At 38.4% G+C, this 12,911-nt stretch carries 11 protein-coding genes; 8 read left to right on the top strand and 3 right to left on the bottom strand.

Going from position 1 to position 12,911, the window contains the following annotated elements:
* Window positions 1–4: 4 nt before the first annotated feature.
* From AC2JBO_RS22840 to AC2JBO_RS22820, 5 genes are all read left to right on the top strand, one after another.
* Entirely contained in the window at window positions 5–955 is a 951-nt protein-coding gene (locus AC2JBO_RS22840) for a glycosyltransferase family 2 protein (RefSeq protein WP_496955949.1), read from the top strand.
* Between the two features lie 49 nt (window positions 956–1,004).
* Window positions 1,005–2,027 (top strand): glycosyltransferase family 2 protein, encoded by a 1,023-nt coding sequence (locus AC2JBO_RS22835; RefSeq protein ID WP_496955948.1) that lies wholly within the window; start codon window positions 1,005–1,007, stop codon window positions 2,025–2,027.
* Between the two features lie 121 nt (window positions 2,028–2,148).
* Entirely contained in the window at window positions 2,149–3,447 is a 1,299-nt protein-coding gene (locus AC2JBO_RS22830) for an O-antigen ligase family protein (protein ID WP_496955947.1), read from the top strand.
* 432 nt (window positions 3,448–3,879) lie between these two features.
* A complete protein-coding gene (locus tag AC2JBO_RS22825) occupies window positions 3,880–5,910 on the top strand; it encodes a GumC family protein (RefSeq protein WP_496955946.1) in 2,031 nt (676 codons plus the stop codon).
* Window positions 5,911–5,935: 25 nt separating this feature from the next.
* Window positions 5,936–6,526 (top strand): acyltransferase, encoded by a 591-nt coding sequence (locus AC2JBO_RS22820; RefSeq protein ID WP_496955945.1) that lies wholly within the window; start codon window positions 5,936–5,938, stop codon window positions 6,524–6,526.
* Between the two features lie 108 nt (window positions 6,527–6,634).
* On the opposite strand, the gene AC2JBO_RS22815 is transcribed toward AC2JBO_RS22820, so the two are convergent.
* Window positions 6,635–7,402: a PIG-L deacetylase family protein gene (locus tag AC2JBO_RS22815; protein WP_496955944.1), complete on the bottom strand. Its 768-nt coding sequence runs from the start codon at window positions 7,400–7,402 to the stop codon at window positions 6,635–6,637.
* A 544-nt stretch (window positions 7,403–7,946) separates the two neighbouring features.
* Between AC2JBO_RS22815 and AC2JBO_RS22810 the strand changes: the two genes are divergently transcribed.
* Window positions 7,947–9,446, top strand: coding sequence for a sensor histidine kinase (locus tag AC2JBO_RS22810; RefSeq protein WP_496955943.1), 1,500 nt, complete (start codon window positions 7,947–7,949; stop codon window positions 9,444–9,446).
* Here the strand turns inward: AC2JBO_RS22810 and AC2JBO_RS22805 are convergent.
* Complete coding sequence (locus AC2JBO_RS22805) at window positions 9,439–9,804, bottom strand: winged helix-turn-helix transcriptional regulator (RefSeq protein ID WP_496955942.1); 366 nt, start codon at window positions 9,802–9,804, stop codon at window positions 9,439–9,441. The two genes, AC2JBO_RS22810 and AC2JBO_RS22805, sit on opposite strands and share 8 nt — an antisense overlap.
* Before the next feature lie 148 nt (window positions 9,805–9,952).
* Between AC2JBO_RS22805 and AC2JBO_RS22800 the strand changes: the two genes are divergently transcribed.
* Together AC2JBO_RS22800 and AC2JBO_RS22795 are read left to right on the top strand one after the other, a co-directional pair.
* Window positions 9,953–10,570 (top strand): isochorismatase family protein, encoded by a 618-nt coding sequence (locus tag AC2JBO_RS22800; protein WP_496955941.1) that lies wholly within the window; start codon window positions 9,953–9,955, stop codon window positions 10,568–10,570.
* 481 nt (window positions 10,571–11,051) lie between these two features.
* Window positions 11,052–12,344 (top strand): MFS transporter, encoded by a 1,293-nt coding sequence (locus AC2JBO_RS22795; protein ID WP_496955940.1) that lies wholly within the window; start codon window positions 11,052–11,054, stop codon window positions 12,342–12,344.
* A 192-nt stretch (window positions 12,345–12,536) separates the two neighbouring features.
* Here the strand turns inward: AC2JBO_RS22795 and AC2JBO_RS22790 are convergent.
* Window positions 12,537–12,911: VIT1/CCC1 transporter family protein (locus AC2JBO_RS22790; RefSeq protein ID WP_496955939.1), on the bottom strand; the 375-nt coding region annotated here is incomplete at its 5' end.

Raw genomic sequence — 12,911 nt, 5'->3', positions numbered from 1 at the left:
TAGTATGGTACAAATATCTGTTATCATTCCCGCTTATAATTCTGAAAAAACAATTTTAGAAACAATTCAATCAGTTCAATCACAAACTTTTTCAGATTGGGAAATAATTATTATCGATGATGGTTCAACAGATAAGACTATTGATGTAGTCAATACAATCCAAGATTCTCGAATTCAAGTATTTTCTTATCCTAACGCTGGTGTTGCTACAGCTCGAAATCAAGGTTTGGCTCACGCGACTGGAAACTATATTGCTTTTCTTGACGCTGATGATTTATGGACTCCTGACAAATTAGAGTTACAACTTCAAGCTTTACAACAATCTCCGAAAGCTGGATTAGCTTATAGCTGGATTTATATGGATGCAACCGGAGAAAGAATTTGTGAGTCTGATAAAAAAGTATTTGCTGGTAACGTCTACGCGGAATTACTCATCGATAACTTTATTGTCAATGCTTCAAATCCTTTAATAAAAAGAGAAGTAATTAAAGCTGTAGGCTCATTTGACAGTGAGTTAAAAACTGCCGAAGACTGGGAATACTGGCTGAGAATCGCTAAAAACTGGGATTTTGTTGTTATTCCCAAACCACAAGTATACTATCGCCAAACCTCTGGTTCGCTTTCTTCCAAGATTGATGTGATGGAAAATACTTCTTTGCTAGTAATTGACAGAATCTTTCAATCTGTTCCCGTACAAATGCAGCACCTAAAGAAACAGTCTTTAGCTAACTTTTACAGATATTTAGCAAATCAGTGTTTATCAAGAGTTGGTGGTGTGGAAGGTGCGAAAAAAGCAGTTATAGCGTTGTGGAAATCGATTTATTATTATCCACCAATTATATTAGAGAGCTTAAGCAGAAAAAGTTGGACGCGAACATTATTTATCAAAGCACTCGCCATCCAAATTTTATCACCTAATTTGGCTCTATACCTCATGGATATTTTCAAAAAATAAATTTTCATTTTTCAACATTATCTATTGACCATTCTTTAAAATAAATACAATGCCACTCATCTCTGTAATTATAGCAGCATATAACGCTGAAAAAACAATTTTAGAAACAATTAAATCGGTTCAACAACAAACTTTTACTGACTACGAGTTAATAATTATTAATGACGGTTCGCGCGACCATACTGTAGAAGTAGTCAATTCAGTCAACGACCCACGGATAAAACTGCTAACCTATCCAAATGGAGGTGCCTCGATATCACGTAATCGCGGTATTTCACATGCGACTGGAGAGTATATAGCTTTTTTAGATGCAGATGATTTATGGACACAAGACAAGCTGGAACTATTACTCGCAGCATTACAAAAAAATCCTCAAGCTGGTGTTGCTTATAGCTGGGCTTATTATATGGATGAAAACGGCACATCAATTAAGGCAGCGCCGCCAGTATACTTGGAAGGAAATGTATATGCTGAGTTGTTAGTGTATGATTTCATCGTTACTGGTTCGTCTTTGATACGTAAACAAGCAATTGACGCAGTTGGAGAATTCGATACAACTCTAAAAGGCGCCGAAGATTGGGATTACTGGTTACGATTAGCGCGCGATTGGGATTTTGTAGTAGTTCCCAAACATCAACTGCTATGTCGTCAAACTCCAGGTTCTTTGACATCGAAAGTCGAAACGATGGAACAGTGTAACCTAGAAGTGATTGATAGAGGATTTAAAGCTGGTTCAGCAGAAATACAGTTTCTCAAGAATAAAAGCGTCGCGAATGCTTATAGATATTCGGCTCATTTATATATAACCAAAGTCGGAACAGGCACCGCTGCTCAAAAAGCCTTGCAAAAGCTATCAATGGCAGTTAGGTTATATCCTAGGATTTTACTAGATAAATGGGCTATCAAACTTGTCATCAAAGCTTTGTTAATACTAGTAATTCCACTTACAATCAATCAACAGCTATTTAAAGTTTTCAGTAAAACTAGCAATGGTTATATCTTTAATTCTTTGTTAAAATCCAAAGCACCGTTTGCAACTTTTATTTCTGTAATTGCTGTTGTCTTTTTGTAACTAAATAATACGCTCAAATATAGTTTTTGATAGGCTTTCAGCTTTTTGGATGAATAAATACCTGATTCTAATTTAATACACTGGTAAGTGTAATATTAGTCTTGATTATTTAGAATTTCCTGTGGAAACACGCACGAAGTTTAAGTTGGATAATTTATCCAAAGCTGAAAGGATTATTTACTGGACTATTGTCCTTACACCCCTTTGGTGGCTACTGGGAGTGCAAACCATTTTGTATCCAACAGTTGCTGCTTTGCTACTAGTAATTGGCTTTGATTTTGATAAACTGGTAAAACGCTCACTGCCATTCTGTAACTGGTCATGGTTGGCATTAACTTTAGCTGCGCTGTGGACTAGTATTTTGGGATTAGACGCGGTAGGTTTTAACCCCATGAAAACAGCCGCATCGCTGTTTACTCTGTTTAAAGGCTACTTCATGATATTTGCCTGTATTACTTTGCCTTTGTGGCATCGAATTAGAATACAGGTAATTACCCGCGCGGTTGCTTGGATGGCTGTAAGTTATCTAGTTGCCCTAATCATACAACTTTTGATACTTTTCGCGCTTGGTCAAATAAACCCGATCCTACCACCTTTAGCTCGTCTCATTCCGGGTGAAAAGCTGAGTTTAATGGTAAAATTTGCCGTATTTCAGCCTTTTTTCCGTATTCCCTTAGCGAGAGCCGATTTATTTACGGCAGACCCTCCAATATTGGGAGTATGTACTGTATTATGCTATTTTATTTGTTTGGGCGAAACGAATCAGCGTCTACGTAGATTTGCGTTAGGTAGTTGTTTAGCTAATTTACTGATTTCTCAAAGTCGTCTCGCTTGGATGTGTTTTCCCTTGGGACTGTTGATTATTCAATCTTTCCGAAGTCAGTTAGCGCGTCAAAGTCCATTGTGGATAGCCTCGTTTACTTCCTTTATTTCTGCGATTTTAGGGCTGACTGTCGGGGATTTACTTCGTGGTCCTTTAGCAACATTCAACGGCGCCCGCGCGGATTCATCGAAAGACCGTGAATATGTTATCAATGGGACAATTGAAGCTTGGCAAGAATCGCCTTGGGTTGGATGGGGAATAATAGATAAAACGATTAGCTGGGGAAATGGAGAATTTACTCTGCCTTTAGGAACATTTTCATCATATACACAAGTACTGTATTTACATGGAATCTTCGGTTTTATCTTTTTTGCACTCGCTTTAGCTTCGACTTTATGGATTTTTTGGCAGTCCTCTGTATCTGGCAATAAATTTTGCCAGCGCGCGTTTGCTAGCTTGATTGCTTTGTACATACTCTGTCAAGCCACAGCATTAACTTGGATGGCAATTTATTTTTGGTTTTACTTTATTTGGTTAGGTGCGATTATTGCGGAGATGAAGCTGTATAAATCTTCATCCTCATGGCAAAGTTTGTAAAGATTTTGCCTTTACTTACAATTTTTATTTTTTGAGTAAAGTAGTCTAGAAAATCACAATTTTAGTATATTTACTCATGTCATTTGTAAAAGATATTGGTGACAATTGTTACTTATTGACCTTCTTTTACCATTTTTATATGAAGATGCACATTATTTTCTTAGCCTCCCTTATTAAAGCTACGGTGTACACACATCTTTAATGACCCTCTTCTTTTCCCCCTTTGTGTTCTTTGTGGTTTATCTCTTTAAAGAACCACAAAGGCACAAAGGACACAAAGAAAGAGAAGAAAGAGAAGAAAAAGAGAATTATGTGTACACGCTCTGCTTATTAAGCGGTTAGGGGGATTTAATTATTTGCAGCTTCATCTTAAATCGGTATTAGTAATATTGAGTTATTAAAATATATTTAAGGCATTTGTCATCAACGTTTATGAAGAAAGTAGTAACTATTGCAACTAGACATTGGAAATCTTTGCTTGTTCTAAATGCGCTTGTTGTGGGTTGTACAATTGCAGCATATAAAAATTCCAAGCCCGTGTGGACTACTACAGCGCAGTTGATTTTGCCAAAAACAACCAGCAACCTTGACGCTAGCTTAGGTACTCTTGGGACATTTCAGAATGGCAAACTGGATTTTTCACCTGAAGTCAATCCACTTAAGGTGCAATCTTCAATTTTAATGAGTGATGCTTCGCTTGAACGAGCGTTAGCTTCTGACCCTGAAAAAAACAATTTTAAGAATATTACTTCATACAAAGGTCTTTTTCAAGTATCACCACAGGAACAATCTACCGTTTTGTCCTTAACAGTCAGTGCTTCAAAGCCAGAATTAGCAACTTTACGCGCGGAGAATTTAATCAAAGCATATCAAGCGCGTTTGGATGAATTACGAGAAGCTAACAATAAAGAACGACAAAAATTCACCGTTAAAGAATTAGAACAGGCTAAAATCAAATTGAGTAATGCACAAACCAAAATCGCGCGATTTAAGCAAGCTACAGGCATAGTTAACAACGATGCACAAACTCAGGGAATTGTCGGTACAATCAATACTTTAGTTGCTTCGAGGGCGCAGGCTTTGTCTTTGGCTCAAGCAAGTGCAAGTCGCTCTAAAGTCCTTTCTCTTCGTATTAATATGGCGCCTGCAACTGCTGTACGCTCGTTAAGTCTAGGTGAAAACCAAGATTTTAAGTCAGTACGTAAAGAATTAACGGATGTAGAAGCCAAGTTAGCACAGAAACAAGCGATTTTTACCATAGACCATCCAGAGGTAAAAACTTTACTCGCACAGCGTTCGACATTACAGCGCCAAGTTCAGGAATATATTACCCAAGCAGCTGGTAACAATCCGGTAGACCCAACGATAGCAACAGATTCCCAAGGACGAGCAGCATTAATTCAGCAACAGTTGCTAGCAGAAAGCGAAGCATCAGGTCAATTTCAACAAGCACAGCAACTCGACAATCAAATTGCCCAACTTCAATCATATTTAAATTCTTTACCAGCAAAGCAAGCGCAGTTGTTAGAACTTCAACGACAGCTTGATGTAGCTGAAGGTATATATAAAGGTCTAGTAGCTCAAGTTCAGCAGAAAAGCGTAGATGCATTTGATGCTTATCCGAATGTACAGGTACTAGACCCACCTAGGGTTAACACTAAACCTGTTAGTCCAAAGTTATTTTTAATGGCAATAAATGCCTTATTAGCTTCTGTAATTGGTAGTATTGCTTTGGTTCTATTCCTCGAAAGTCGTAATCCTCTGCTGAGTGTTAAAGATTTACAAGACCAAAAATTTGCGATTGTCGAACGCATTCCTCGTATCAAACATTGGGGTGTCGCATCTGAAGGAACAACTGATACCGAAGTAGAGTTTCAACGTTTAGCATCTGCAATTAGCTTACAACCATTAGAAAATCGTCGCTTACTCGTCACCAGCGCAATTATGGGAGAAGGTAAAACGACTGTAGCAATAGGACTTGCAAATGCATTAGTTGATTTGGGTTTCAAAGTTCTGTTAGTAGACGCTGATTTTCGTTCTGCTGCCCTGTCTCGTCGTTTAGGTTACAGCGAAAAATCAGAAACACCCCAAAATATTAGTATCTCAATACAACCAAATTTAGACTTACTACCGACTTTACCCAAACAAGGCAAAATAGTCGAAATAATCAGACGTGGCAAATTTGAAAAAACCCTCTCTTCCTGTGAAGCAGATGGTAAATATGACTACATCATTGTTGATAGTGCCCCCGTTAGCTTCACCAGTGAAACACCTTTAATTGCCAATATTATCCGTAACGTGTTGTTTGTAGTTCGTCCTGACACTAGCTACAGAGACTCAGTGAACGAAAGCTTCGCTCAACTAACTCAACACAACGCTCAAATTTTAGGTTTAGTAGTCAACGGAGTAGAAAACAACTCTCGCCCCTACTCTTACACTCCTAAAGCATCCATCACAAAGTAATCACTGAAATTCATGTGCAATAATTATGCAACAAATAAATAACCCATTTAAGAAATTTTGCGCTCAAATATACTTTGAAATTAAACGGCGCCTTCACCAGCTACGATACAAAAACCTGAAAATAGCTCCCGGAGTTGCAATTAAAGGTTCGCTCTTCCTTTCTGGAAACGTCAAAGTCACCATTGGTGCGGGTAGTCGTTTAGGTAAATATGTACATATATACGGTGACGGAGAATTAATTATTGGTGAAAACGTCTCTATCAACGGCGCCTGTATTGGTTGTGAAAAGCGAATTACTATTGGCGATGAATGTTTAATATCAGATTGCTTCCTTGCTGATAGCGATTATCATAACTTAGAGCCGCAACTACGTCATAGTCCACCTGGTGCAAAAGTATCAGCGCCTATCATAATTGAAAGAAACGTATGGATAGGCGCCAGAGCAACGATAATGAAAGGAGTACACATCGGCGAGAACAGTGTAGTAGGTTTAGGAAGCATTATCCGTAAATCTGTACCTGCCAATGTCGTTGTAATTGGAAATCCTCAACAAATTGTCAAACACTTTGATACCAGCACACAAACTTTAACCAAGAACTTCGCAATGCTTGCGTAATAAATACAATATCCCTCTTTGTGTTCTTTGTGTTCTTTGTGTTCTTTGTGGTTCAATAAATAAACCACAAAGGCACAAAGGTCACAAAGAAAGAAAGAAAGAAATCTTTTATATATCTATTGGAAAAAATATTTCGTTATTTCCAAAGAAGCGTCTAATAAATCCACTACAAAGGAATTTTAACTGCGAAGGATAAGCTGCGATAGCTTTGCCTTTTTTATCTTTAACTGATGTAATTGACAGGCGATAAGCTTTCTTTACTTCCGGCGCCTTAAATACCTGGGGTAATGGTTTGTCCCAAAATACCCAAATCGGATACTGTAGCAATTCTACTTGCACTTGCCACTCTTTAATTGCTAACATGACTAGTTCAAAGGTAGCTTCATGGTCTGGATGACAATCTAAACGATAAGGAACATAAACTTCTTGGGGTTGATGTAACTTCAATAACTCAACTATTTGAGCAATCGTTTGCTGTTTTTGTTCAACCGTTAACTTTTTTAAAGCTCCATCCTGCTTATCTAAAAAGTGAGTATGATATTTCTCAACACCCAAAATCTCTAATGCCTTTACAGCTTCCTGTTTACGAACCTGAATAGTATTGTCTTTGTTTTTATCTTTATTTATTAAATCATTTACCCCACTTTGCCCGTCTGTAAGAAAAACTACATGTACAGGAATTTCTTGCTGGCGTTTCAAGGCAATCATACCACCACAGCCAAAAGTCTCATCATCTTGGTGTGGAGCAAATACCATTACCGAATTACAGCTTAAATTTAGAGGTTGACTTCCTCGATTTATAATCCACTCTTGAATCAAACTATATTGAATTTCTTGCAAGCGCTCACGTACTCTTACTGGAATTATTTTATTCATGCTTTTGAAAGTCAGCAGTAAAACAAGTATTTATTTTGTTATGGCTCAATAATCGTAAATTATCTATAAAGTTTCTGTAGTAAATATTTATTTTTGGTAAAATTTCCTGTCTACTCATTATCGATAGTTCGCTTCATAATATCTATTTAATACACCAGATTTTAGTAAAGTTTACTTAATTTTATTGTCAGTACATACACGCAAATGTTTTTTTTAGTAGAACTTAAATACCTAAGCAATGTGCCAGTTTATTAACTGTCCCATTGCTTAAGTTGCTGCGGCGCCAGAAATAGGAACTGGGTTAAAGGGACAATATCATAACAATATTGATTTTACTGACCTCAAATTAACTCGCACTGATGGCACTGTTAATTTTGATTGGGGTAATATCTCTTTAATTGCAATGGGCATCCTTGCCGTCCCATTAATACTCTTGTACCAAAAAAATATTTTAGATTTATAAAAATATTTTCATAAATGTTTCATTATTAATTAATGACGCTAGAGGATAGTTGGTAAGATGAAATCTATTATAAAAAATTATATGAATAAAATTAACTATCCTCTGCTACGGCGCCAAACGCGCGTTGGTGTGCGGATGCGTCTTTTGGTATGGTATTTTCTCTTGACTGCTTGTACAGTTATGGTATCGCTGCAAGTAACTCGTCAAATATACTGCGATAGCTTGAAAGCCAAAGCCGATGCATCGATTATCAAGGAAATTGAGCGATTTAAGCTCATGTCGGATAAATATAGTTACATTTCTACTCCTAAACTCTTAGATAAAATTATTGCCAACTATGCACCCACACGTAATGAATACGTTGTAACACTTTTAAATGACCAAGTATATGTAACTAAACCCGAACTTCCTAGAGATATACAAGAAAAATTACCCAAACTCGTGCTTACTTGGCGCCAAAAAAACGAGTTTATACGGGGTAAAGTTTATACAGTCCCTTCTCGAATTAGATATGCTGGACAGTCTGTTACCAAAGCTGAAAATAAAGGAACCGTCATCGCTCTCAACGATTCTTCAGCAGATTATCAAGCAGGAACTAGTGCAATTGTCTTAGTCATGCAGGTAACTATAGTTGTACTAGTTATCTTTTTTATATTGGCATGGGTAACTACAGGTAGAGTATTATATCCATTAAGGTTGGTAACAGAAACAGCACATTCTATAAGCGAGTCGGATATGACGCTGCGTATCCCTGTGCAAGGTTCGGATGAAATTGCAGAACTAACAACTACACTGAACGAAATGCTTGATAGGTTGCAATTTGCGTTTGATAGTCAGCAAAAGTTCCTTAATGATGTTAGCCACGAGTTACGCACGCCAATTACAATTATTCAAGGACATTTAGAGATGTTACAGTTCTGTCCAGAAAAACAGCCAGAAACTATGGCATTGGTAATGGACGAACTTGATAGAATGAATAGGTTGGTTAATGATTTATTATTGCTAGCAAAAACTGAACGTCCAGATTTTTTGAAATTAAAACCAGAAGAATTAGATTGGTTAACCGAGGAAATTTTTCTGAAAGCACGCAGTTTTGCCAACCGTAACTGGAAATTAGAATCTAAAGGCTTAAGTCCAATAACAGTAGACAGACAGCGTTTAACCCAAGCTGTTATGAATCTAGTGCAAAATGCAGTTCGCCACACAACGAAACATGATACCATTACACTTGGTTCTTCTGTAAAAGGGGATTTTGCTTATATTTGGGTCAGTGATACTGGCGAAGGAATTGCACCAGAGAACCAAAAGCGTATTTTTGACCGTTTTACACGCGCGACAAAGCACGATATGAACTTTGAAGGACACGGTTTGGGACTTTCAATTGTCAACGCAATTGCAGTTGCTCATGGTGGAAAAGTTGAACTGTCGAGCAGTTTGGGACATGGCTCGACCTTTACTATTGTAATTCCCCTTGTTCCCTCAAATAATGCAACACATGAACCAGATAGTTCAGTTTTGTATAGGGTTAATCGCGTCTCTACACCATTTCCGCAGATATTTAATGCAAAATTAGTTACATGAATTCATTGCCTTTATTTTGTCTTGCAGTTTCTACTTCATGAAAATGGTCTAGTGACCACTGACATAGTAGCTTAAGTGGCTCAACGAGCGTTTTTCCTAATGGTGTCAATGAATACTCAACTGTGACAGGTACAGTGGAATATACTTCGCGTCTAACAAGTCCATCCCTTTCCAAATCACGCAAAGTACGAGTTAGCATTCGTTGTGAAACATCTCCAATTTCTCTTTGTAACTCACCATAACGTTTTGTACCGTGGGATAGTACATAGATGATTGCTGTAACCCATTTATCACGAATTAAATCAAGTGTTTGTCGTAAATACGGGTGCGAGTCGATAATGTTAGAAGATTGAGTCATGTTTTGGATGAACGCTACGTACATAAGTGTTCCTACTTGCGGAATTTTGAGGTTCGTTTGATAATCAAGCCCAGAGCTATTTAACGTAATCTCAACACTCCACATTACAGATTAACAAACGCAGGTAGTAAGATCAAAGGACAGCATAATGAAAGTTTCTGAATTCACCCAAGAAAACTCGGCGATGCTTCTGATTGACCATCAAGTTGGCACCATGAAGCTAATCAAAAACTTGCCTTTAACCGAGGTAGAAAAAAATACTCTTGCACTAGCGAAAGTAGCAAAGGTACTCAAAATGCCCGTGGTTTTGACGAGTAGCCAAGAGGAGCGGTTTCAAGGTTTGCCGATGACTGCTTTAGCAGAAAGCTTACCTGAAGCTTACGAGGCAAGAGTTAAACGTGCAGGCATTGTAAATGCTTGGGACGATGAGAATTTTGTCAAAGCAGTTAAAAACACAAATCGAACTAATTTAATCATGGCTGGCATCACTACAGACGTTTGCCTAGTTTATCCGGCTATTAGTGCAGTACGTGAGGGCTATAATGTTCAAGCAGTAATGGATGCTTCTGGCTCACCATTTCATCTCTCAGAAGATTTGGCACGGCAGCGGATGCATGATGCTGGAGTTGTGCTAACCGCTACAATTACTTTGATTGCTGAACTTGTTAAAGATTGGAGCCGTCCCGAAGGGGTTGAGCTACAGCAATTATTGTTTAATGATATATTACCGCCAGAGTTCATCGAAGGTACTGGCACTTCATACTAATCGACTTGACCGTGAAACAAAGACTGTAACTAGACCCGAAACTTGTCAGGGTCGAGTTACATTTTACATAATATGCTTTATTAGGGACTTCCAAAAATTTAATTCTGTCGAGAGCAGGAATTTGGCGCGCAAGACATTTCTCGTATTTTGTTTGATTGTGATAAGGCAAAGGGTGGTCTTGATTTAATTTACAAAGACTCATGGCATATCATTGCGGGCATAGTCTCGGTAGTCGTCTGGCAAATAAAACTGGCGCATATGCTCTACATATTATAATGAATTGATTTGGCACAGTTTTTGCACTAACTAATTTTGGCTATAGAAACACATTTGAATAAATTTTTGATATAGCACCTAGAGAAGCAATATACAAGCATCTTTAGGTATAGGTTTGAACCTATTCTTTATCTTGAAATTGATGAAGTGGTATTGGCTCTTTCTTATCACCCAAAAAGCAAAATAAATATCTTCACTCCTAACTATGCAATCCAAGAAAAACCCAAGCCAAAAGAGTTTACAAGCCTTAGATTACTTGAATCTGTTTCTAGCAGATGTACGCGATGGTGTTGGACCATACCTAAACATTTTCCTCAAAGGTTCACAAAACTGGAGTCCAGAGCAAATTGGGATGGCTACAGCCGTCTCCTCGATTGCTACAGTCATTGCACAAACACCTGCTGGTGCTTTAATAGACAACCTGCGCCAGAAACGATTGTTAATTGTTGTTGCTGCTGCATTGGTCACCGTCGGTTGCTTCTGCATAGCTTTGTTTCCAACTTTTCCAGTAGTAATTGGTTCTCAGTTATTAATTGGTGTTAGTGCAGCCGTTTTCGCACCTACTATTGCTGCGATAACGCTGGGGTTAGTGGGGCAAAGCAAATTAGATCGGCGAGTCGGGCGGAATGAGACATTTAATCATGCAGGCAATTTACTTGTTGCCGTTTTATCTGGTTTTGCAGGTCAATTTATTGCACCTAAATCTATCTTTTTCTTAGTTGGGTTGATGGCTGTTGCCAGTGCTTATTCTGTTTCCAGAATTCGAGAAAAAGAAATTGACCATGAACTAGCGCGCGGTAAGTCAGTTGGCGGAGTCGGTTTCCGTCCCGCCAAACTGACGAACCCGAAGGGTGATGGAGAAGAAAGTGATGAGGAAAAAAAAGAATCTAAAAAAGAATCTAAAAATAAGTATGAAGGGATAATAAAACTATTAAGCGATCGCCGCATATTATTCTTTTCTATAGCAGTAATTTTGTTTCACTTTGCTAACGCGGCGATGTTACCTTTGGTAGGGCAACTACTTGCTCAAAACGGTAAGGGTGGAGTATTGAATGGCACTGTTTACATGTCTGCTTGTATTATTATTGCTCAGTTGGTCATGATTCCTTCAGCTTCCTTGGCTGGTCGTTTGGCTGAAGGTGGGCGAAAACGCATCTTTCTCATTGGTTTTGCTGTATTACCAATTCGGGGAGTGCTTTACACATTCTCACATAATCCTTTTTTTATGGTTGCCGTACAAATTCTAGATGGAGTTGCTGGCGGTATTTTCGGAGTACTTTCTGTGATAATGGTTGCTGATTTGACTAAGGGCAGTGGTCGGTTTAATCTTACCCAAGGTATGCTTGCCACTTGTATTGGTATTGGTGCTGGTTTAAGTAATTTGCTAGCTGGGTTTGTAGTGCAACGAGGTGGTTATAATATTGGTTTTCTTATGCTTGCGGGGATCGCTGCCGTTGCTTTAGCTGTTTTCTGGTTCCTTGTCCCTGAAACTAAATAGGAGAAATCATAAAAAAATCGCGCGGTTGTAGCTCAATAGGAATTATAAAAGTTTACGCGCGCTTGACTCGTTAAACTTTTTCCTGGCTGATATTGCTGGTGGCGTGGAACCCTTCCTTGTAATTTATCTTACCTCTAGCCCTCACTGCCATTCCGCGCGTGTTGGCATTGTCATATTCATATACGTCACTTTTCAGCTAATCATTCGAGCAATCCCGAAAGCTGCTGCTGCTGCCAATCCTCCTACCAAAATAGTTTGTTGCCCACTACGTATTGGGTTTACTCCAGTGAAGTATCCTTTAATATAACCAAAAGCAAATAATGCGACCAAAGTTACGACTGTAGAAAACAATAAGGCTTCGGATATATTTTTGATAAATATATATGGAGCAAGTGGAATCAAACCACCAGCAATATAAGAACCTCCAATAGTCGCAGCACTATGTAAAGCGCGAGAAGGATTTGGAGGCTCTAGTCCCAATTCAAAGCGCATCATAAAATCAGCCCACCGCGTCGGGGAAGCACAAATAGCTGTCACCACAGGAGCTATTTGCTCATCGCTTACACC

The organism is Calothrix sp. CBUCES-K 9914 (assembly GCF_059640475.1).
The sequence above is the reverse complement of the archived record's forward strand: the minus strand, read 5'-3'. Positions and strand labels throughout refer to the sequence as shown.

What these genes read in the sequence shown, in the direction of transcription:
- AC2JBO_RS22840 (WP_496955949.1), top strand. Translation starts at nt 5, where the DNA reads ATGGTACAAATATCTGTTATCATTCCCGCTTATAATTCTGAAAAAACA.
- AC2JBO_RS22835 (WP_496955948.1), top strand. Translation starts at nt 1,005, where the DNA reads ATGCCACTCATCTCTGTAATTATAGCAGCATATAACGCTGAAAAAACA.
- AC2JBO_RS22825 (WP_496955946.1), top strand. Translation starts at nt 3,880, where the DNA reads ATGAAGAAAGTAGTAACTATTGCAACTAGACATTGGAAATCTTTGCTT.
- AC2JBO_RS22820 (WP_496955945.1), top strand. Translation starts at nt 5,936, where the DNA reads ATGCAACAAATAAATAACCCATTTAAGAAATTTTGCGCTCAAATATAC.
- AC2JBO_RS22815 (WP_496955944.1), bottom strand. Translation starts at nt 7,402, where the DNA reads ATGAATAAAATAATTCCAGTAAGAGTACGTGAGCGCTTGCAAGAAATT.
- AC2JBO_RS22810 (WP_496955943.1), top strand. Translation starts at nt 7,947, where the DNA reads ATGAATAAAATTAACTATCCTCTGCTACGGCGCCAAACGCGCGTTGGT.
- AC2JBO_RS22805 (WP_496955942.1), bottom strand. Translation starts at nt 9,804, where the DNA reads ATGACTCAATCTTCTAACATTATCGACTCGCACCCGTATTTACGACAA.
- AC2JBO_RS22800 (WP_496955941.1), top strand. Translation starts at nt 9,953, where the DNA reads ATGAAAGTTTCTGAATTCACCCAAGAAAACTCGGCGATGCTTCTGATT.
- AC2JBO_RS22795 (WP_496955940.1), top strand. Translation starts at nt 11,052, where the DNA reads ATGCAATCCAAGAAAAACCCAAGCCAAAAGAGTTTACAAGCCTTAGAT.